General features: G+C 67.7%; 18 protein-coding genes. 11 read left to right on the top strand and 7 right to left on the bottom strand.

Going from position 1 to position 20,371, the window contains the following annotated elements:
- Nucleotides 1-62: 62 nt before the first annotated feature.
- From folE2 to MVF76_RS06465, 5 genes are read right to left on the bottom strand one after another with little or no spacing between them, the layout of a single operon-like run.
- Entirely contained in the window at nt 63-878 is an 816-nt protein-coding gene (gene folE2 / locus MVF76_RS06485) for a GTP cyclohydrolase FolE2 (RefSeq protein WP_297527986.1), read from the bottom strand.
- A 4-nt stretch (nt 879-882) separates the two neighbouring features.
- Entirely contained in the window at nt 883-1,263 is a 381-nt protein-coding gene (queD, locus tag MVF76_RS06480; RefSeq protein ID WP_297527985.1) for a 6-carboxytetrahydropterin synthase QueD, read from the bottom strand.
- Between the two features lie 22 nt (nt 1,264-1,285).
- Nucleotides 1,286-3,184, bottom strand: a complete 1,899-nt coding sequence (gene dxs, locus MVF76_RS06475) for a 1-deoxy-D-xylulose-5-phosphate synthase (protein ID WP_297527984.1) — start codon at nt 3,182-3,184, stop codon at nt 1,286-1,288.
- Between the two features lie 54 nt (nt 3,185-3,238).
- The gene (ispA, locus tag MVF76_RS06470; protein WP_297527983.1) at nt 3,239-4,144 is read right to left on the bottom strand and encodes a (2E,6E)-farnesyl diphosphate synthase; all 906 of its coding nucleotides are present in this window, start codon (nt 4,142-4,144) and stop codon (nt 3,239-3,241) included.
- Nucleotides 4,128-4,361, bottom strand: a complete 234-nt coding sequence (locus tag MVF76_RS06465; protein WP_297527982.1) for an exodeoxyribonuclease VII small subunit — start codon at nt 4,359-4,361, stop codon at nt 4,128-4,130. Before MVF76_RS06465 ends, ispA begins: the two co-directional genes overlap by 17 nt.
- A 214-nt stretch (nt 4,362-4,575) precedes the next feature.
- Here MVF76_RS06465 and MVF76_RS06460 point away from each other — a divergent pair, with 214 nt between their 5' ends.
- From MVF76_RS06460 to MVF76_RS06425, 8 genes are all read left to right on the top strand, one after another.
- Entirely contained in the window at nt 4,576-4,995 is a 420-nt protein-coding gene (locus MVF76_RS06460) for a rubrerythrin family protein (protein ID WP_297527981.1), read from the top strand.
- 110 nt (nt 4,996-5,105) lie between these two features.
- Nucleotides 5,106-6,464 carry a heterodisulfide reductase-related iron-sulfur binding cluster gene (locus tag MVF76_RS06455; RefSeq protein ID WP_297527980.1) on the top strand — a complete coding sequence of 453 codons (1,359 nt, stop codon included), beginning with the start codon at nt 5,106-5,108 and terminating at the stop codon, nt 6,462-6,464.
- A gap of 115 nt (nt 6,465-6,579) precedes the next feature.
- Entirely contained in the window at nt 6,580-7,161 is a 582-nt protein-coding gene (locus MVF76_RS06450) for a DUF3501 family protein (protein ID WP_297527979.1), read from the top strand.
- A 161-nt stretch (nt 7,162-7,322) separates the two neighbouring features.
- Nucleotides 7,323-7,859, top strand: coding sequence for a CNP1-like family protein (locus MVF76_RS06445; RefSeq protein ID WP_297527978.1), 537 nt, complete (start codon nt 7,323-7,325; stop codon nt 7,857-7,859).
- Between the two features lie 30 nt (nt 7,860-7,889).
- The gene (parE, locus tag MVF76_RS06440) at nt 7,890-9,773 is read left to right on the top strand and encodes a DNA topoisomerase IV subunit B (RefSeq protein ID WP_297527977.1); all 1,884 of its coding nucleotides are present in this window, start codon (nt 7,890-7,892) and stop codon (nt 9,771-9,773) included.
- Nucleotides 9,774-9,876: 103 nt separating this feature from the next.
- A complete protein-coding gene (locus MVF76_RS06435; RefSeq protein ID WP_297527976.1) occupies nt 9,877-12,435 on the top strand; it encodes a PilZ domain-containing protein in 2,559 nt (852 codons plus the stop codon).
- Between the two features lie 94 nt (nt 12,436-12,529).
- On the top strand, nt 12,530-14,785 hold the full coding sequence (parC, locus tag MVF76_RS06430) for a DNA topoisomerase IV subunit A (RefSeq protein ID WP_297527975.1): 2,256 nt from the start codon (nt 12,530-12,532) through the stop codon (nt 14,783-14,785).
- Nucleotides 14,786-14,806: 21 nt separating this feature from the next.
- On the top strand, nt 14,807-15,013 hold the full coding sequence (locus MVF76_RS06425) for a hypothetical protein (protein WP_297528092.1): 207 nt from the start codon (nt 14,807-14,809) through the stop codon (nt 15,011-15,013).
- A gap of 22 nt (nt 15,014-15,035) precedes the next feature.
- On the opposite strand, the gene MVF76_RS06420 is transcribed toward MVF76_RS06425, so the two are convergent.
- Both MVF76_RS06420 and MVF76_RS06415 read right to left on the bottom strand, forming a co-directional pair.
- Nucleotides 15,036-16,028: a hypothetical protein gene (locus tag MVF76_RS06420; RefSeq protein ID WP_297527974.1), complete on the bottom strand. Its 993-nt coding sequence runs from the start codon at nt 16,026-16,028 to the stop codon at nt 15,036-15,038.
- A complete protein-coding gene (locus MVF76_RS06415) occupies nt 16,025-17,515 on the bottom strand; it encodes an adenylate/guanylate cyclase domain-containing protein (RefSeq protein ID WP_297527973.1) in 1,491 nt (496 codons plus the stop codon). The genes MVF76_RS06420 and MVF76_RS06415 overlap by 4 nt, the downstream gene beginning before the upstream one ends.
- A 156-nt stretch (nt 17,516-17,671) precedes the next feature.
- On the opposite strand from MVF76_RS06415, the gene htpX reads away from it, so the two are divergent.
- The 3 genes from htpX to MVF76_RS06400 all read left to right on the top strand — a co-directional run.
- On the top strand, nt 17,672-18,559 hold the full coding sequence (gene htpX, locus MVF76_RS06410; protein WP_297527972.1) for a protease HtpX: 888 nt from the start codon (nt 17,672-17,674) through the stop codon (nt 18,557-18,559).
- A 75-nt stretch (nt 18,560-18,634) separates the two neighbouring features.
- Entirely contained in the window at nt 18,635-19,876 is a 1,242-nt protein-coding gene (locus tag MVF76_RS06405; protein WP_297527971.1) for a DUF1015 domain-containing protein, read from the top strand.
- Nucleotides 19,877-20,121: 245 nt separating this feature from the next.
- A partial coding sequence (locus MVF76_RS06400; protein WP_297527970.1) for a helix-turn-helix domain-containing protein occupies nt 20,122-20,371 on the top strand: 250 nt, incomplete at its 3' end.

The raw sequence follows: 20,371 nt of genomic DNA, 5'->3' as shown, positions 1-20,371 counted from the left end.
CTCTTGCAGTCATCCGATGGGCACGCTTCGCTTTGCCCATCCTACCCGACACTCGGGACGCCTCAGGCCCCTGTCTTGTCCTTCACGATCATGGCATAGGCGCTGTGGTTGTGGATGGACTCGAAGTTCTCTGATTCCACCACATAGGCCGCGATGCGGTCGTCGTCGTTGAGGCGGGCGGCGACGTCGCGGACCATGTCCTCGACGAACTTGGGGTTGTCGTAGGCGCGCTCGGTGACGGCCTTCTCGTCGGGGCGCTTGAGCAGGCCGTAGAGTTCGCAGGAGGCCTCCTGTTCGACCAGTTCGATGATCTCCTCGATCCAGACGAAGCCGCGGGTGCGTACGTTGACGGTGACATGCGAGCGCTGGTTGTGGGCACCGTAGTCGGAGATCTTCTTGGAGCAGGGGCAGAGGCTGGTGACGGGCACCACCACCTTGATGTTCATCCGCGGCACGCCGTCGGAGATTTCGCCGATGAAGCTGACGTCATAGTCCATCAGGCTTTCCACGCCGGACACTGGCGCGGCCTTGTTGACAAAGTAGGGGAAGGACATCTCGATGTGCCCGGCCTCGGCCTCGAGCAGTTCCACCATCTCGCTCAGCATTTCCTTGAAGGATTCCACCGAGATCTCGCGCTCGTGGCGGTTCAGGATCTCCACGAAGCGGGACATGTGCGTGCCCTTGAAGTTGTGCGGCAGGTTCACGTACATGTTGAAGCTGGCCACCGTGTGCTGTTCGCCGCCGGAACGGTCGCGTACCCGCACCGGGTGGCGGATGTCCTTGATGCCGACCTTGTCGATGGCGATCTGCCGGGTGTCGCGGCTGCTCTGCACGTCGGCGATGTCGGTGCCGGACTTGGCCGGCCGGGGGCTGCTCATGGATTCAGTCCTCTGAGTATCTGACGCAGGCGCGGTCGGTTTCCCACAGGGTGACCGATCTCACCCGCACGCGTTCGTCGTTCAGCTTGCGCTGCAGTTCGCGGTAGAAGTACGCGGCGATGTTCTCCGCGGTCGGGTTGACCTCGGTGAAGGGTTCGAGTTCGTTGAGATAGCGATGATCGAGCCGGTCGCCGATCTCGTTGGCGGCGCGCTTGATGGCCTTGAAGTCGATGGCCATGCCGATCTCGTCCAGCGCGTCGGCCTCGACCTCCACCTCGACCTTCCAGTTGTGGCCATGCATGCGCGAGCAGGCGCCCGGATACCCGCTCAGGGTATGGGCAGAGGCGAATTCAGTAAGGACGCGCAGCTGGTAGCGGGCAGTCACGGCTCTATTCCTGAGTGAAACGCTAGGATACTAGGCGATCGTCCGGGGCGGCGCAATTTCCCCGGGCGAGCCTGTGTGCAATGGATCGGCGGATGCCGGCGGCATCCAGGCCACACTCGGCCAGCAGTTCGTCGCGGCTGCCCTGTTCGATGAAGGCGTCGGGCAGGCCCAGCCGCAGCAGGGGCATGGCCTGGCCCTGGTCGGCCAGCCATTCGGCCACCGCCGAGCCGGCGCCGCCGGCCAGGGCATTGTCCTCCAGCGTTACCCACAGCCGGTGCCCGGACAGCAGTTGCTGCAGCAGCTCGGTGTCCAGCGGCTTGACGAAGCGCATGTTGGCCACGGTGGCATCCAGGGCCTCGGCTGCGGCCAGGGCGCGGTCGAGCAGGCTGCCGAAGGAGAGAATGGCGACCTCGCGCCCCTGCCGGCGGATCTCGCCGCGGCCGAGGGGCAGCGGCACCAGTTCCGGGGACACGGCCACGCCCGGGCCGGTGCCGCGCGGATAGCGCACCGCGGCCGGGCCGGGGTGGCGCTGCGCGGTGGTCAGCATGCGCCGGCACTCGTTCTCGTCGGCCGGTGCCATCACCACCAGGTTGGGCGTGCAGCGCAGGTAGCCGAGGTCGAAGCTGCCGGTATGGGTCGGGCCGTCAGGCCCGACCAGCCCTGCGCGGTCGATGGCAAAGGTGACCGGCAGGTTCTGCAGGGCCACGTCGTGGATGAGCTGGTCGTAGCCGCGTTGCAGGAAGGTGGAGTAGATGGCCACCACCGGATGCAGTCCCTCGCAGGCAAGCCCTGCGGCCAGGGTCACCGCATGCTGCTCGGCGATACCGACATCGAAATAGCGGTCCGGGAAGCGTCTGGAGAATTCGACCAGTCCGGAGCCCTCGCGCATGGCCGGGGTGATGGCGACCAGCGAGGGGTCGGTCTCGGCCATGTCGCACAGCCAGTCGCCGAACACCTGGGTGTAGGTGGGACCCGTGGCCGGTGTCGACTCGCACTCGCCGGTCACCGGGTCGAAGCGGCCGACGCCGTGGTAGGCACAGGGATTGGCTTCGGCCGGGGCATAGCCCTTGCCCTTGCGGGTGACCACGTGCAGCAGTTGCGGTCCGCGCAGTTCGCGCACGTTGCGCAGGGTCGATACCAGCGCCGGCAGGTCGTGGCCGTCAATCGGGCCGAGGTAGTTGAAGCCCATTTCCTCGAACAGGGTGCCGGGGACGACCATGCCCTTCATGTGTTCCTCGGCGCGGCGCGCCAGCTCGGCCACCGGCGGCAGGTTGCGCAGGATGCGCTTGCCGCCCTCGCGCACCGTGGCGTACATGCGCCCGGAAAGCAGCCGTGCCAGATGGCTGGACAGGGCGCCGACATTGGGCGAAATGGACATCTCGTTGTCGTTGAGGATCACCAGCAGGTCGGCGCGGGCATCACCAGCGTGATTCAGGGCCTCGAAGGCCTGGCCGGCGGTCATGGCGCCGTCACCGATCACCGCCACCACCCGCCGCCGGCTGCCGGCGCGTCGCGCGGCCAGCGCCATGCCCAGTGCGGCGCTGATGGAGGTACTGGAGTGGCCGACGCCGAAGGTGTCGTATTCGCTCTCCTCGCGGCGCGGGAAGCCGGCCAGGCCGCCGCGCTGTCGCAGGCTGGCCATGCGCTCGCGCCGGCCGGTGAGGATCTTGTGCGGATAGCTCTGGTGGCCGACATCCCACACCAGCCGGTCTTCCGGGGTGCGGTAGACGTAGTGCAGGGCGAGGGTCAGCTCCACCGTGCCCAGACCGGCCGCCAGATGGCCGCCGGTACGGCTGACGCTGTCGATGAGAAAGGCGCGCAGTTCGCGGGCGAGCGCCGGCAGTTCCGCCTCCGGCAGCCTGCGCAGGTCGGCCGGCGAATCGATGGTCGCGAGCAGCGGGAACTGGGGGGAGTCTGTCATCTGGGGCCACCGGGAAACCCGCAATTATCGGGGGTGGCCGGGGCAGATACAAGGTCAGGCGCGGCGGGCGATGACGTACTCCGCCAGCCAGCGCAGGGGGTCGGCGCGGTGGTCCAGGGCGCGCAGGCTGGCCAGGGCGTCCTCGACCAGCTCCCGGGCCCGGGCCCGGGCCCCGTCCAGGCCCAGCAGGCTGGGATAGGTCGGCTTGTCGCGGGCGGCGTCGGCGCCCGCCGCCTTGCCGAGTTCCTCGGTTTCGCCCTCGACGTCCAGGATGTCGTCCTGGATCTGGAACGCCAGCCCGACGCACTTGGCGTAGTGGTCGAGCTTTTCCAGCAGCGGGCTGTCGATGCCAGGGTCGCACAGGGCGCCGAGCAGCACGCTGGCGCGGATCAGGGCGCCGGTCTTGTGGATGTGCATGTCCTCGAGTTCGGCGATGGCCAGTGACTGGCCGACCGACTGCAGGTCGATCATCTGGCCGCCGACCATGCCCCGCGAGCCGGCGGCCATGGCCAGGATGTCGATCATGCGCAGCCGCACCTCCGGCGGCAGGGCGCCCGGGGCCCAGTGGGCAAGGACATGGAAGGCCAGGGTCTGCAGGGCGTCGCCGGCCAGTATGGCCTCGGCCTCGCCGAAGGCCTTGTGGCAGGTGGGCTTGCCGCGGCGCAGGTCGTCGTCGTCCATGGCCGGCAGGTCGTCGTGCACCAGCGAATAGGCGTGGATGCACTCTACCGCCACCGCCGGTGCATCCAGCAGTTCGGTGTCGGCGCCCACCGCCTGGCCGGTGGCGTACACCAGCACCGGCCGCACCCGCTTGCCGCCGTCCAGCGCGGCGTAGCGCATGGCCGCGTGCAGGCGCGCGGGATGGGCGTCGGCCGCCGGCAGCCAGCGGTCCAGTGCGCGCTCGATGCGTGTCTGGCAGTCGCCGAGGAAGGCGGGCAGGGCGTCAGGCGTCGGGTTCACGGTCCAGGGGTTCGGGGCTGCCGTCCTCTGCCAGCAGCTGCTCGACCTTCTGTTCGGCCTCGGCCAGGGCCTGCTGGCAGGTGCGGGTGAGCTGGATGCCGCGCTCGAAGGCCTTGAGGGATTCCTCCAGGCTGAGGTCGCCCTGTTCCAGTCTTTCCACCAGGGCCTCGAGCTCGGCCAGGGCCTTTTCGAATTCGGGGGTGCGTTTCTTCGCCAACGGGATCGGTCTCTGTGGCCTTGCACGGGAGCATGCGCGTACAATTGGCAAACCCTACGTGCGATGCCGGGGCGGGTCAATCGCCGCCGCGGGTGTTGACAGGCATCGCGGTCCTGATTAAAGTCACGATCAGCTTTAGACTCTGTCTAATAACCCCCGTGGGGGACGGACGCCGTCGTTCCCCGATCTTGAACTCAGCAGGAGGAAGGCAAGCATGGAACTGAAAGGCAGCAAGACCGAAGAGAACCTGAAGGCCGCATTCGCCGGTGAATCCCAGGCCAACCGCCGCTACCTCTACTTTGCGGCCAAGGCCGACGTGGAAGGCTACAACGACGTGGCCGCCGTGTTCCGTTCCACCGCCGAAGGCGAGACCGGCCACGCCCACGGCCATCTGGAGTACCTGGAAGCCGTCGGCGATCCCGCCACCGGACTGCCCATCGGCGGCACCGCCGACAACCTCAAGGCCGCCATCGCCGGCGAGACCCACGAGTACACCGACATGTACCCGGGCATGGCCAAGACGGCGCGTGACGAGGGCTTCGACGAGATCGCGGACTGGTTCGAGACCCTGGCCAAGGCCGAGCGCTCGCACGCCAACCGCTTCCAGAAGGCCCTGGACAGCCTCGACAGCTGATCCCGGCAGCGCAGGTCGAAGCAAGCAGCAGGGGGCCCGCGTGGCCCCCTGTCTTTCCCGGCGCCCGGTAAAGGTGCGCCGCCCGGTCATGGCAGAAGGAGGCATCGCCCATGTCGAACGAGTCGCAGTCTTCCGGCGAGGGTCGCCGCGAGGGCAGTCTGGAGGCCCCGCAGCGCCATCCGCTGGCCTGGCAGGATCCTGCCTTTTACGACGAGACAGATCTGTTCGCCGAGCTGGAACGGGTGTTCGACATCTGTCACGGCTGCCGGCGCTGCTTCAGTCTGTGCAACGCCTTCCCGACCCTGTTCGATGCCATCGACGAGTCCGAGACCATGGAACTCGACGGTGTGCCGCGCGAGGTCTACTGGGACGTGGTCGATCACTGCTATCTGTGCGACCTCTGTTTCATGACCAAGTGTCCCTACGTGCCGCCGCATGAATGGAACGTCGATTTCCCCCATCTCATGCTGCGTGCCAAGGCGGTCAAGTTCCGTAACGGCGGTTTCAGGGCGCGCGACAAGCTGCTGACCTCGACCGATGCCATCGGCAAGCTGGCGAGCATCCCCGTGGTGTCGCAGGTGGTCAACGCGGCCAACCGCTCCGAGCCCATGCGCGATCTGCTGGACAAGGCGCTGGGCGTACATCCGGATGCGCTGCTGCCACAATACCATAGCCGGACCCTGCGCCGGCGGCTGGCCGATCACCAGCCACTGGCCGTGGCGCCGGAGCCCGCCGGCCCCACCACCGGCAAGGTCGCCCTGTTCGCCACCTGTTACGGCAACTACAACGAGCCCGACATCGGCGAGGACCTGGTGGCGGTGTTCGAGCACAACCGCATCCCGGTGCGGCTGGTGGAAAAGGAACAGTGCTGCGGCATGCCCAAGCTGGAGCTGGGCGATCTGGAGGCGGTGGCGCGGGCGAAAGAGGCCAACATTCCCGAGCTGGTCAAGCTGATCGCCGACGGCTGGGACATCGTCGCCCCGGTGCCTTCCTGCGTGCTGATGTTCAAGCAGGAACTGCCGCTGATGTTCCCGGATGATGCCGACGTGGCGCGGGTGCGCGACCACATCTATGACCCGTTCGAATACCTCGCTCTGCGCCATCGCCATGGCCTGCTCAAGACCGACTTCACCGGATCACTGGGCAAGGTCGCCTACCAGGTGGCCTGCCATCTTCGGGTGCAGAACATCGGCCTGAAGACGCGGGAGGTCCTGTCGCTGGTGCCGGATACCGCCATCGATACCATCGAACGCTGTTCGGGGCACGATGGCACCTATGCGGTGAAGAGCGAGTTTCACGAAGTGTCGATGAAGATCGGCAGGCCGGTGGTCAACCGGGTGCAGAAGGCCGGCGCCGATCACTATTCGAGCGACTGTCCCATGGCCGGTCACCAGATCGAGAACGGCCTCGGTCGCGACAGGGCGCCGGAGCACCCGATGACGCTGCTGCGCAAGGCCTACGGCATCTGAACCCGTCGGTTGCCATGCCTGGTTCCCATCGTCAACACCGAAAGACCGTTATCGTGGATACAGCGGATTCCGTGGCCATTGACCAGAGGGCAACCCGTACCCCGGAGAGGAAAACATGAGCAAGCTCACGCGTCAGGATCTGCACAGTCTCGAGGAATACGACCGCATCCGGCCGGAGTTCCGTGCCCGGGTGATGGCGCACAAGGCCAACCGCAAGGTGCCGCTGGGCCCGATGGCCACCCTCTACTTCGAGGACCGGCTCACCATGCAGTACCAGGTCCAGGAGATGCTGCGCATCGAGCGCATCTTCGAGGCCGAGGGCATCGAGGACGAGCTGGCGGCCTATAACCCGCTCATCCCCGATGGCAGCAACTGGAAGGCCACCTTCATGATCGAGGTGCCGGAACCCGACGAGCGACGAAAGGTGCTGGCGCGCCTGGTCGGCATCGAGGACCGGGTCTGGGTGCAGGTGGGTGACCTGCCGCGCGTATACGCCATCGCCGACGAGGACATGGAGCGCGACACCGAGGACAAGACCTCCTCGGTCCATTTCCTGCGCTTCGAGCTGACGCCCGAGATGGTGGCGGCGGCCAAGTCCGGCGCCCCCATCCGCGCCGGCGTCGATCATCCCGAATACAACCACGAGGGGGTGCTCGAGGAACCCGTGCGCGCCTCGCTGGTCGCCGATCTCGATTGAAACACGAACCATGACACCGGATCTGGCCTGTGCGGACAGTGGGCAGGGTGTGCTGCGCGCACCGTTCCCCGTTTTTGCAAGCCGCCGCCGCTATTCACGATCGGTACTCGCCAGCAGGGCGGACCTCCGAGTAGAATGCCCGCAACCCAAGCGGAGGTCCCGTGATCCCCAGGCTCCTGCAAACTGTTCTGTTGGCCCTGCTCGCGTTCGGTGCCATGCCCCTGCGGGCGGATCAGGAAGACAGCCCCGACATCCCGGGTGAGTTCAGTCCGCCGACGCCCTGGGCCGAGGCCGATTTCGTTCTGCCGCCGGTCCCGGGCGACGGTGACTGGGTACGGCTGTCGGCGCGGCCGGGCGGGGCGGTCATGGACATGGCGCTGGTGCCCGACAGCGTCGAAGTGGGTGCCGATGGCGTGGTGCGCTACGTGCTGGCACTGGAATCGCCGTCCGGGGCGCGCAACGTCTTCTTCGAGGGTATCCGCTGCGACGGCGGCGAGTGGCGCAGCTACGCCTATCTCGCGCGCGGGCGCTGGCAGTCGCTGGGGGAAACGGCCTGGTCGACGCTGCACGACTGGGGCACCGATGCCTATCGCTACCTGCTCTATCGCAACTACTTCTGCCGGCTGGAGGGCGAACCGCTGCCAGTGGCAGAGATCCGCCGCCGCATCCGCCATGACGACATCCCGCCCGAACTCTGATGCCGGCCCGCAACCCCGAGGTCGTTCCGAATGAGTCAGTATGATGCCGCTTCCATCGAGGTCCTGAGCGGCCTCGAGCCGGTGCGCAAGCGCCCGGGCATGTACACCGATACCAGCCGGCCCAATCACCTGGCCCAGGAAGTGATCGACAATGCCGTGGACGAGGCCATCGCCGGCCACGCGCGGCTGATCGAGGTCACCCTGTACAAGGACGGCTCGCTGGAAGTGCGCGACGACGGCCGCGGCATGCCGGTGGACATCCACCCGGAGGAGGGCGTGCCGGGGGTGGAGGTGATCCTCACCCGGCTGCACGCGGGCGGCAAGTTCTCCAGCAAGAACTACCAGTTCTCCGGCGGCCTGCACGGGGTCGGCGTGTCCGTGGTCAACGCGCTGTCGAAGCATCTGGAGGTCTGGGTGCGACGCGGCGGCAAGGAGTACAACATCGCCTTCGCCCATGGCGATAAGGTCTCCGACCTGGAGGTGGTCGGTACCGTCGGCAAGCAGAACACGGGTACCCGGCTGCGTTTCTGGCCGGATCCGCAGTACTTCGATTCGCCGAAGTTCTCGCTGCCGCGGCTGCGCCATGTGTTGCGTGCCAAGGCCGTGCTCTGTCCCGGGCTCAAGGTCCGCTTTGTCGACGAGGTATCCGGCGAGCGCGAGGAATGGTGCTACGAGGGCGGCCTGCGCGACTATCTGGTCGAGGCCCTCGACGGCGCCGAGCGCCTGCCGGAAGCGCCCTTCACCGGCAACCTGGCCAGTGCGCACGAGGCCGCCGAGTGGGCGGTGGTGTGGCTGCCGGAGGGCGGCGAGCTGGTCACCGAGAGCTATGTCAACCTGATCCCGACGCCGCAGGGCGGCACTCACGTCAACGGCCTGCGCACCGGGCTCACCGAGGCCATGCGCGAGTTCTGCGAGTTCCGCAGCCTGTTGCCGCGCGGGGTGCGCATCACGCCGGACGATGTCTGGGACCGCTGTGCCTACATCCTTTCGGTCAAGCTGGAAGACCCCCAGTTCAGCGGCCAGACCAAGGAGCGGCTGTCCTCGCGCGAGTGCGCGACCTTCGTCGCCGGCGTGGTCAAGGATGCCTTCAGTCTCTGGCTCAACCAGCACACCGAGGCCGGCGAGCGCATCGCAGCGCTGGCCATCCAGTCCGCTCAGAGCCGAATGCGGGCCGGGCGCAAGGTGGTGCGCAAGAAGGTTACCGCGGGGCCGGCGCTGCCCGGCAAGCTGGCCGACTGCACCGCCAGCGATCCGAAGCGCACCGAGCTGTTCCTGGTCGAGGGTGACTCGGCCGGCGGCTCCGCCAAGCAGGCGCGCGACCGCGAGTTCCAGGCCGTGATGCCGTTGCGCGGCAAGATCCTCAACACCTGGGAAGTGGATCCGGCCGAGGTGCTGGCCTCCCAGGAGGTGCACGACATCTCGCTGGCCATCGGTGTCGATCCCGGTTCCGACGACCTGGACGGCCTGCGCTATGGCAAGATCTGTATCCTCGCCGACGCCGATTCCGACGGCGCGCATATCGCTACCCTGCTGTGCGCGCTGTTCCTGCGCCACTTCCGGCGGCTGGTCGAGGCCGGGCATGTGTACGTGGCCATGCCCCCGCTGTATCGCATCGATGTCGGCAAGCAGGTGTTCTATGCACTCGACGACGCCGAGAAGCAGGGCGTGATGGACCGTATCGCCGCTGAGGGCCTCAAGGGCAAGGTCAGCGTGCAGCGTTTCAAGGGCCTGGGCGAGATGAACCCCATGCAGTTGCGTGAGACCACCATCAATCCCGATACCCGCCGTCTCGTCCAGCTCACCCTGGAGCCGGGCGACGACACCCACCGGCTGATGGACATGCTGTTGGCCCGCAAGCGGGTCGCGGACCGCCGCGCCTGGCTGGAGAAAAACGGCGACCTGGCCGATATATAGGTCACGGACCGTCCCCCGCCGCACCGGGCGACTCAGGTCCGGTATATCAACTTCATGTTTTTAAAGAAGAATCGGTGCCGCGCCTGCGGCACGTCGGGGATTCATGGCGCAGATCAAGGTCAACCATTACAAGAGTCTGAGGCCCGGGGCGGGCGAGAAGACCCTGGTCACCGAGGTGGTGACCGCCGATTCCGAGACCGGCCGCTTTCTCGAAAAGATGGAGCGCAAGCGTCTGCTGCGTCCCTGTTTCGAGACCATCGACATGCGTGGCAAGGTGCCCGGCGAGTGCCGCCGCTATCTGCTCAACAACCGCGTGTTCTACCTCGATGATGTCTCCTACGGCATTTACCAGAAGGGGGTCAACGAGCAGAACGGTGTCTTCACCGTGGGCACCTACGAGGCCATCGTCAATGGCAGTCACACCAACAAGGCCATGCGCGAGGCCGAGCGCAAGCGCGAGCTGGCGGAGCAGCGTGCCGTGGAAGTCCGCAAGCGCGCCTCCGGCAGCGGCGGGGGCGGAGGCGCGGCGGGCGAGGACCGGCAGGACGATCCGCGCGAGCGTCGCTTCAACCCGGACACGGTGCCCTTCGGCTATTTCAAGAAGCGCCGCGAGGAACGCCTGCAGTATGTGACCCCGGTGACGCTCAGGCTGGGGGCGCAGGAATTGTCCGCCTCCTCGCGCGACATCTCGATTTCCGGCCTGCAGTTGACGGTCAAGGGGCGCATGCCGTTTCCGCTGGGGCGCGAGCTGCTGGTGACCTTCCCCGCGCTGGCCGAGCAGAACCCGAAGCCGCGCCTGCACGATCTGGCGTACGAGATCGTCGGCTGCGACACCCGTGGCACGGATACGCTGCTGCGGCTGCGCATGCGCGAGTCGGACCGGCCGGCCGGCTTCAGCGAATTCGTGGTGGATCTCATCCAGCGCTTCCGGCGCAAGTACAAGCTGGATGTGGAGGATGATTTCATCTCCATTCAGGCATGGCTCTACGAGCGCATCTACACCGAGAGCATGCTGTCCATTCCCTTCTTCCTGCGCCGCGAGGACGACGGCTTGCGGGTGGAGGCGGTGGCGGTGACCGACGGCAACCAGCCGTTCGCCCACTTTTTCCATTCCAGTGTCGACAGCCACGACTTCTCCGCCATCTGCCTGCCGGAGCGGGTGGCCCGCTACGAGCAGGGCGAGGAAGTGGTGATCGCCATGTGCCGGCAGAAGGAGGGCGGGGAATACCGCATCCAGAGCCTGGCCGACTTCGAGGCGCCGGATGCCGAGGCCTTCGGCCGCTTCGTGCGCTATGCGCTCTCCCATCGCGAGCACTGCGTGGTCAAGGTCCAGCCCTGCGCACTGCCGTTCCGCGAGCCGAGCATGAAGAAGTTCGAGATGGCCAGCGAGCGGCTGTGGGAAAAGTCGCCGGCGGAGGCGGAAAGACTGCGGGAGGCGCTGGAACGTATCAGCTTCGCCTGCGTGATGGTGAATATCACCGAGCAGGCCGAGGCCATCTGGTTCGCCGCCGAGGCGCGCGGTGTCGAGAATCACGACGTGACCGGCATCGAGTGCTGGTGCGGCCACGAACGCCGGCGGCTGCCGGGCATGGAAGGCTGCGGCAGCGCAGACGCCGGGCGCCTGCGTCCGCGGCTGATCCGCTTCGGCTATGTCGAGCGCCGTCGCGAGGACCGCTACCTGGCCGAGACGGCGGTGGAGCTGACCGCCGGCCGCAGCCGCATCAAGGGGCGCACGCGGGACATTTCCACCCGGGGTCTGGCGGTGATGGTGGACGGCGATCCCGGCATCCAGGTCGGCGACGAGCTGAAGGTGGCCCTGATCAGCCTGCAGAAGAAGCGCCCCAGCCTCAACCTGCAGGCCGTCCCCTACCGGGTGGTGGCCACCCAGCCGGGCCAGCAGACGGCCATCATGCTGGAGCGCATGCGCAACCGTGACGAATACAAGATCGACGATTTCTTTGTCGAGCTTATCAGCAAGAACAAGGACAAGCTGGCGGTCGATCTCCAGGATACCCTGAGCGCGGCGATCTCCCGGGCCTACGAAGGGCTGATCGCGCGCAACATCGTCGGCCTGCCCTTCTTTATCGCCCGCGGCGAGGCCGGCGGCGGGGTGCTGCAGCAGGTGGCGGTGCCCGACGAGCCGGTGCCGCTGGCCGAGTTCTTCCGGATGCCCGACGGCGGTTATGACTTCTCCTTCCTCACCGACCCGCGGCTGGTCCTGGCCCTGTACCAGCAGATCGGCAGCATGGCGCGTGACGCCCAGACCGAGCATCGGCGGCCCTCGCCGGTGGAGATGGAGGTCTACTGTTACCGCGAACGCGACGAGGCCACCGGCGTCGAGATCCTGCACGCGGCCACCGAGCTGGAGTTCAACAGCGAGGAGGAACGTGTCGCCTTCATCGACCGCGCGCTGGCCGCCGAGCGGCACTGCTTTGTCAAACTCACGGCCACCTACAGTCTGGAGATGAACAAGCTGGAGCTGGACAAGGCGGTGGACTTCATCCGCGGCCAGTCGCGCCACCGCGCCGCCCGCCTGCAGGAGGCGGTGCTGTCGGTGATGGGCCTGGGCGAGCTGGTCGACATCACCGCCCAGGTCGCGCTGGCGCGGGAACGCCGCCGCGTTGCGGTGACCGAACCGGAGGCGGAGGCCGGCGTCTCCTGACCCGCGCCCCGGCCGGGGCGGCTTCACGATCGTGTATCATGTGCGGCGGCCATTCGGCCATCCGTAACCGATTGCGTGGAGCTTCCGCCGTCCCATGACCACCCGTAACCCGGAAATCGACTTCGAGGGCGTCGAGCGCCTGCCGCTCGGGCGTTTCACCGAAAAGGCCTATCTCGACTACGCCATGTACGTCATCCTCGACCGCGCCCTGCCGCACGTCGGGGACGGCCTCAAGCCGGTACAGCGCCGCATCGTCTATGCCATGTCCGAACTGGGGCTGTCGGCGACGGCCAAGTTCAAGAAATCGGCGCGCACCGTCGGCGACGTGCTCGGCAAGTTCCATCCGCACGGCGACAGCGCCTGCTACGAGGCCATGGTGCTCATGGCCCAGCCCTTTTCCTACCGCTATCCGCTGGTCGACGGTCAGGGCAACTGGGGCTCGCCCGACGATCCCAAGTCCTTTGCCGCCATGCGCTATACCGAGGCGCGGCTGGCACCCTATGCCGAGCTGCTGTTGTCCGAGCTGGGGCAGGGCACGGTGGACTGGGCGCCCAATTTCGACGGTACTCTGGAAGAGCCGAAGCTGCTGCCGGCACGCCTGCCCAACGTGCTGCTCAATGGGGCCACCGGCATTGCCGTCGGCATGGCGACCGACATTCCGCCCCACAACCTGCGCGAGGTGGCGGCGGCGGCCATTCATCTCATCGAGGATCCGAAGGCCGACGTGCGCGCCCTGTGCGCGCACATCCAGGGCCCGGACTTCCCCACCGAGGCCGAGATCGTCACGCCGCGGGAGGAGATCATCAAGGCCTACGAGACCGGCAACGGCTCGGTGCGCATGCGCGCGCGCTACGAGGTCGAGCAGGGCGAGATCATCATCACCGCACTGCCCTACCAGGTGGCCGGTGCGCGGGTGCTGGAACAGATCGCCCAGCAGATGCAGGCGAAGAAGCTGCCCATGGTCGAGGACCTGCGCGACGAGTCCGACCACGAGAACCCGACCCGCCTGGTCATAGTGCCGCGCTCCAGTCGGGTGGACATGGATGCGCTGATGTCGCACCTGTTCGCCACCACTGACCTGGAGCGCAGCTACCGCATCAACCTCAACATGATCGGCATCGACGGCCGACCCCAGGTCAAGGATCTGAGGCGCATCCTCGAGGAGTGGTTGCAGTTCCGCACCGAGACCGTGCGCCGTCGGTTGCAGTTCCGGCTGGACAAGGTGGTGCGCCGGCTGCATCTGCTCGACGGCCTGCTGATCGCCTTCCTGAATCTCGACGAGGTGATCCGCATCATCCGTACCGAGGACGAGCCGCGCCCGGTCCTCATCCGTCGCTTCTCGCTCTCCGAGGCCCAGGCCGACTACATCCTCGACACCCGCCTGCGCCAGCTCGCGCGGCTGGAGGAGATGAAGATCCGCGACGAGCAGCAGGAACTGGCCCGGGAGCGCGAGGAACTGGAGCGCACCCTGGGCTCGAAGCGGCGCCTGAAGACGCTGATCCGCAAGGAGATCGCCGCCGATGCCGAGAAGTTCGGCGACGACCGCCGCTCGCCGCTGGTCGCGCGGGCGGCAGCCGAGGCCTTCGACGAGACGGCGCTGGTGCCCAGCGAGCCGGTGACCATCGTGCTGTCGGAGAAGGGCTGGGTGCGTGCGGCCAAGGGTCACGAGGTGGATCCGGAAACCCTCTCCTACAAGTCCGGGGACCGCTACCTGGCCCACGCCCGGGGACGCAGCAACCAGACGGTGGTCTTCCTCGACTCCACCGGCCGCGCCTACGCCCTGCCGGCGCATTCATTGCCCTCGGCGCGCGGCCATGGCGAGCCCCTCACCGGCCGTCTGAACCCGCCCGACGGCGCCGCTTTCGTGGGCCTGCTGATGGGCGGCGAGGACCAGCGCGTGCTGCTGGCAACCGACGCCGGCTATGGCTTCGTGGCGCGGCTGGGCGACCTGATGGCCCGCAACCGCAACGGCAAGCTGGTGCTCAAGGTGCCGACGGGTGCGCAGGTGCTGCCGCCACAACCGGTGACCGACCCGGCCAGCGACTGGCTGGTGTCGGTCAACACCGAGGGCCAGGCGCTGGCCTTTCCGGTCAGTGAGCTGCCGGAGATGGCGCGCGGCAAAGGGAATAAGATCCAGTCAATCCCGTCCAAGAAGTTAGCGGCCCGCGAAGAGTTCGTCCGGGGCATGGCGGTGGTCCCGGAGCAGGGAACCCTGGTGATCCAGGCGGGCAAGCGCCATCTGAAGCTCAGGCGCGGCGAACTGGCCGGCTACCAGGCCGAACGGGGACGCAGGGGCAAGAAGCTTCCGCGTGGTTTTCAGAAGGTTGCCGCCATGCGCGTGGAGACCTGAATGCTGGATGTGGGGACGGAGATGAAACGCTACGGGGTACGCGGGCGTCTGCCGCAGGGGGATCCGATGAGCGCGCCGCATCTGCTGGGCGCCAACTGGGAATGGACCCGGTGGTTCGACAGCGAGGAAGCGCGGGACCGCTTCTTCGAGCAGATGCGCGGCCAGTTCCAGTACTATCGGCCGGGAGACATCCCCTCGCTGGTCCTCGAGAAGATCGACGAGGGCTGACCGGGTCCGGCGACCCGGTTGTTCACTCCGGGGTCGCGCGCTCGCGCGGTTCCTCGCGTTCCAGCGACTCCAGGTTGCGAATCACCGTTTCCACCCGTTCCAGCAGCTCCCGCGCCTTTTCGTGGCGCGGATCCAGCGCCAGTACCGCCTTCCAGTTGTCCCGCGCGCGCTGGAACTGCTGACGCCGGTAGGCGTCCTCGGCCTGCGCCATGAGTTCGCCGACGCGTGCGTCGATGGCGCGGTCGATGGCCGCTCTCAGGTCTACCAGCCCGGGCCGGGCCCCCTGCAGGTTGATCAGGCGCCCGACGGTGTTGCGCGCCGCGCGCAGGTCGCCCTGCTTCATCTGTGCCTGCAGGGTCTGGTGCAGGCGGCGTATCTTCTGGGCCGTGTCCTCTTCCGCGGCCGGTTTCGCCGGGGGCCGGGCAGGCGGCACCGGCCGCCGCTCGGCCGGCGCGGCTCGCGCGCGCGCCGGGTTCAGGTCATCCAGCAGGGCCTTGCAGTCCCTCGCGGCTGCATCCCCGCCCCCCGCGCAGGTTGCCAGCCAGGCCTGATCCTCCCCCAACTGCGCCTCGAGTCGCTGCAGGCTCAGCCGTCGGCGCAGATCCAGGGGCGCGATGCGGGCACGTGCCTGCAACAGCGCGCGTTGCTGCAGGCGGGTGCGAATGGCGCTGAGCCGCTCGGCATGGCTCTGGCGGCGGAGGGCCGCCGCCTGCTTCAGCCCGAGGGCATCGGCGCGTTCATCGAAGCGCAGATCAGGCAGCCGCTGCCTTGCCGCATCCACCAGGGCCAGCGCGTCGGCCAGCCGCCCGGCCCGCTCCAGCCGTTCGGACCGGGCCAGCACGCGGGCGACGAAGCGGTCGCGGGCGTTCTCGTCCGGCGCGTCGCCCAGGGCTGCCGCGGCGCGCTCCAGTTCCGCGCGGGCAGCGGCCGGCAGCCCGCCGCCGGTGGGGAGGGTGTTGCAGCCGGCCAGCAGCGCCGCCAGCAGCAGGGCCGGAAGCGGACCGGGTTTGTTCATGCGCTGCGGCGCAGGTCCCGCCACCAGATCTGGTCCACCTGGTGTTCGAAGACCTCGCGATAGGGGGCAGTCAGGCCGGTGATGAGATAGGTATCCACGGGGCGGCTGATGCCCTTGAGGCGGATGGCGCGGTGCTTGCGCGCCACCACCCGGTCGCGGATTTCCGGGCGCTGGTAGAAGGCCTCGGTAACCAGGATCTGCCCCCCCTCGGCGGCGGCGGAGAGGCGCGAGGCCAGGTTCACCGAGTCGCCGAGCACCGTGTACTCCATGCGTTCCTGGCTGCCCATGTTGCCCGCCAGCATTTCGCCGGCGTTGAGGCCCAGCCGGAAGCGCACGGGCGTCTGGCCGCGTGCCTCGCGCTCGGCATTCTCGCGCGCCACCAGGCGCTGGATGGCCAGGGCGCAGGTTACGGCATGGAAGGCATGCTCGGGATCGGACTGGGGTACGCCGAACACCAGCATCACGCAGTCGCCGATGTACTTGTCGACCAGCCCGTGGGTCAGCTCGCTGGCGCGCACGAAGTGGGCGAAGTAGCGGTTGAGTAGCTCGGCGACTTCCTCGGGGTTCATGCCCTCGGCCATGCCGGTGAAGCCGACGATGTCGGCAAAGAGCACGCTGGCCTCCACCCGCTGGCCGCCGAGTTCGGTCGGCGAGCCGGTGAGCAGGGTCTCGGCCAGACGCGGCGACAGATAGCGCGAGAGCGTGCGTTCGGCGTGGTGCTTGCGGGCCAGGTCCTCGGCGAAACGGTTGAAGCGCGCCATCAGGTTGCCCAGTTCGTCGTTGCGGTGCTCGGGGAAGCGGACATCGTAGCGGCCGTCGTGCAGCGCCTCGCTGGCATCGATCAGTTCGTAGATGGGGCGCGACAGGCGACGGCTCATCCAGACCGTCAGCGCGCCGCCGATCAGCAGCACCACCAGGCTGACGCCGGCGATGGAGCCCAGCGCGTTGCGCGCGGCGGCGTCCCACTCGGTGCCGTTGAGCGCCACCAGCACATGGCCGGCGACCAGGTCGCGCACCCGTACCGGCTGGCTGTAGAGGATCAGGTTGCGGGTGTTGAGGGTGCCGGCCTCGGGCGTCCATTCCAGCCGGTTGAGCTGTTCCAGCGGCATGCTGTCGAGCTGCCGGGGGAGGATGCCCGCGGTGGCCAGCACCTGCCCGTCGGCGCCCAGCACGGCGGTGCCCAGCACATTCTCGTCCGCGGCCAGGTTGGTCACCAGCACGCCCAGCGCCAGCTTGTCGTCGGCGAGGATGGGTTCGGCCACCGAGCGTGCCATCTGGGCAGCGACCGTGGTGCCGAGGCGGTCGATCTGGGTGCGCAGGATGCGGGTCTGGTTCTGGACGATGAGCACCGACAGCATGCCGATGCAGGCCACCATCAGGAAGGAGATGGCCAGCGACAGCTTGTGGGTGATGGGGAGCCGTCCGGCGACGCGCAGCCAGAGTCGCGACAGGGTGCCCTCGCGGGCAGGCTCGATCGGTCGAGGCAAGGTCCGGCCTCCAGGGTCCGTGCGCGGGGCGGCCGGGTGGCCGCGGAGATCGGCCTATGATGGCGGCGCGGCCCTGCTTCCGCAAGGGTTGAAACCTTCCCGCGCCGCCCGCATGATCGCGGCTCCCGTATTGGCCCCGTTTTCCGGAGTCTGTCGATGAAACGCGTATTTCTGTTTCTGGCCACCAACCTGGCCGTGATCCTGGTGCTGAGTGTCACCCTGCGCCTGCTCGGCGTGGAACGCATCCTGGATGCGCAGGGGGCGGGACTGGATATCAATGCGCTGCTGGTGTTTTCCGCCGTGTTCGGCTTCGGTGGCGCGCTGATCTCGCTGCTGATTTCCAAGTGGTCGGCCAAGCGCATGACCGGTGCCCGGGTCATCGAGACACCGGCAAACGCCACCGAGCAGTGGCTGCTGCAGACCGTTGCCACCCAGGCCGAGATGGCCGGCATCCCCATGCCCGAGGTGGCCATCTACGACTCCCCCGACGTCAATGCCTTCGCCACCGGACCCTCGGCGCGCAGCGCGCTGGTGGCGGTCAGCACCGGTCTGCTGCAGACCATGCGCCGTGACGAGGCCGAAGCGGTGCTGGCCCATGAGGTGTCGCACGTCGCGAACGGCGACATGGTCACGCTGGCGCTGATCCAGGGCGTGGTCAACACCTTCGTCATCTTTTTCTCGCGGGTGATTGGCTACCTGGTGGACCGCCTGGTGTTTCGCAACGAGCGCGGCCATGGTCCGGGCTTCTGGATCGCCACCATCGTCGCCGAGCTGGTGCTGGGCGTGCTCGCGACCATGATCGTGATGTGGTTCTCCCGCCAGCGCGAATTCCGTGCCGACGCCGGCGGTGCGGCGCTGGCCGGGCGGCGGAAGATGATCGCCGCGCTCGAGCGTCTGCAGCAGGCCCATGCGCCGCCGCAGTTGCCCGACCAGTTCGCGGCGTTCGGCATCAATGGTGGGGGCTGGGCCCACGGCATCAAGCGCCTGTTCATGAGCCACCCGCCGCTTGAGGAACGCATCGCCCGGCTGGCGCAGGCGGCCTGAACAGCGGCTGGCCCGGCTTTCCCGCGGGCTGCTAGAATACGCCGCCTCGAACGCAACCCATCCCAGGAGTCCTCAATGCCCCTCGTCCGACCCTTTGCCGGCCTGCGCCCCGTGGCGGGTCGCGCCGCCGATGTCTGCGCGCCGCCCTACGATGTCCTCAACAGCGCCGAGGCGCGCGAGCGGGCTGCCGGCAAGCCCTGGAGCTTCCTGCACATTTCCAAGCCGGAGATCGACCTGCCGGAGGGTACGGACCCCTACGATCCGGCCGTGTACGCCAAGGCCGCGGAAAACCTGGCGCGCATGCGCGAGGAAGGCATCCTGGTCCAGGACGAGACGCCGCATTACTACGTCTACCAGCTGCAGATGGGCGATCATGTGCAGACCGGCCTGGTGGCCGCGGCCTCGGTCAAGGACTACGACAGCAACCGCATCCGCAAGCACGAATTCACCCGCCCGGACAAGGAAGACGACCGGGTGCGTCAGATCGACGCCCTCGATGCCCAGACCGGCCCCGTGCTGCTGGCCTACCGTGCCGACCCGGAACTGGACGCCCTGCTGGCCTCGGTCACCGAGGCGCCGCCGGAGGTCGACATCGAGGCCGACGACGGCATCCGTCACCGGCTATGGGTGGTCAGCGATCCGGCCCTGATCGACGACATCACCCGCCGCTTCGACGCCATGCCCGCCCTGTACATCGCCGACGGCCATCACCGCTCTGCCTCCGCCTCGCGGGTGGCCAAGGCACGCGCCGCCGCCAATCCGCAGCACACCGGCGAGGAGCCCTACAACTATTTCCTCTCCGTCATCTTCCCCCACGAGCAGATGAAGATCCTCGACTACAACCGGGTGGTCACCGATCTCAACGGCCTCAGCCCGGAGGCATTCCTGGCCCGCGTGTCCGAGGCCTTCCGTGTGACTCCCAGCGAGGCGCCGGTGCGGCCCGAACACCCCGGCCAGTTCGGCATGTACCTCGGCGGCCAGTGGTACCGCCTGGACATCGACCCGACGCGGATTCCCGCCGACGACCCGGTCAAGCGCCTGGACGTCAGCCTGCTCGCCGACAACCTGCTGGAACCGGTACTGGGCATCAGCGATCCCCGTCGCGACAAGCGCATCGACTTCGTCGGCGGCATCCGCGGCCTCGGCGAACTGGAGAAGCGCGTCGACAGCTGCGAGATGGCAGTCGCCTTCTCGCTTTTCCCCACCCCCATGGATGCCCTCATGGCCGTGGCCGACGCCGGCGAGGTGATGCCGCCCAAGTCGACCTGGTTCGAGCCCAAGCTGGCCGACGGGCTGGTATCGCATTTACTTAAATGATATCAATCAGTTGAAGCTCGGCTTCAACCCCCTCCCGCTGCCGGACGTGACCAGATCGTGCGCGGAGCCGTCCAGCCCCTGGTTGTGCTCTCGGATACCCCTGTCTGCGACCGCGGGCCATGTCAGACATGTTGTCGGCGCCCTTCCGTGACTGTATCGGGCGCCGCGAAGAGGTCCTGTCGGTGCTTGCCATTGCAACATTCCCGGTCTATGGTTTCATGTGACGGGATTCAGGGGAGAGGGACATGGCCACGCACGCCCGTACCGCCGGCGCCGATGACCGCGCGCGGGTTCTGACTACCGCCACCCTCAACGCGGCGCGCATCCTGGGCCTGTCCCAGGCCCAGCTGGCCCGGGTTCTGGGGATCTCCGAGTCGACGGTGTCGCGGATGGCCGCCGGCAGGCATCTATTGAAGGAAGGGAGCAGCGAGTGGCAGCTGGCCGCGCTGCTGGTGCGCCTGTTTCGCAGTCTCGATGCCCTGATGGCCGGCGATG

This window comes from Thiohalobacter sp., from assembly GCF_027000115.1.
GTDB lineage: Bacteria > Pseudomonadota > Gammaproteobacteria > Thiohalobacterales > Thiohalobacteraceae > JALTON01.
This window is presented reverse-complemented; position numbering and strand designations above follow the sequence as displayed.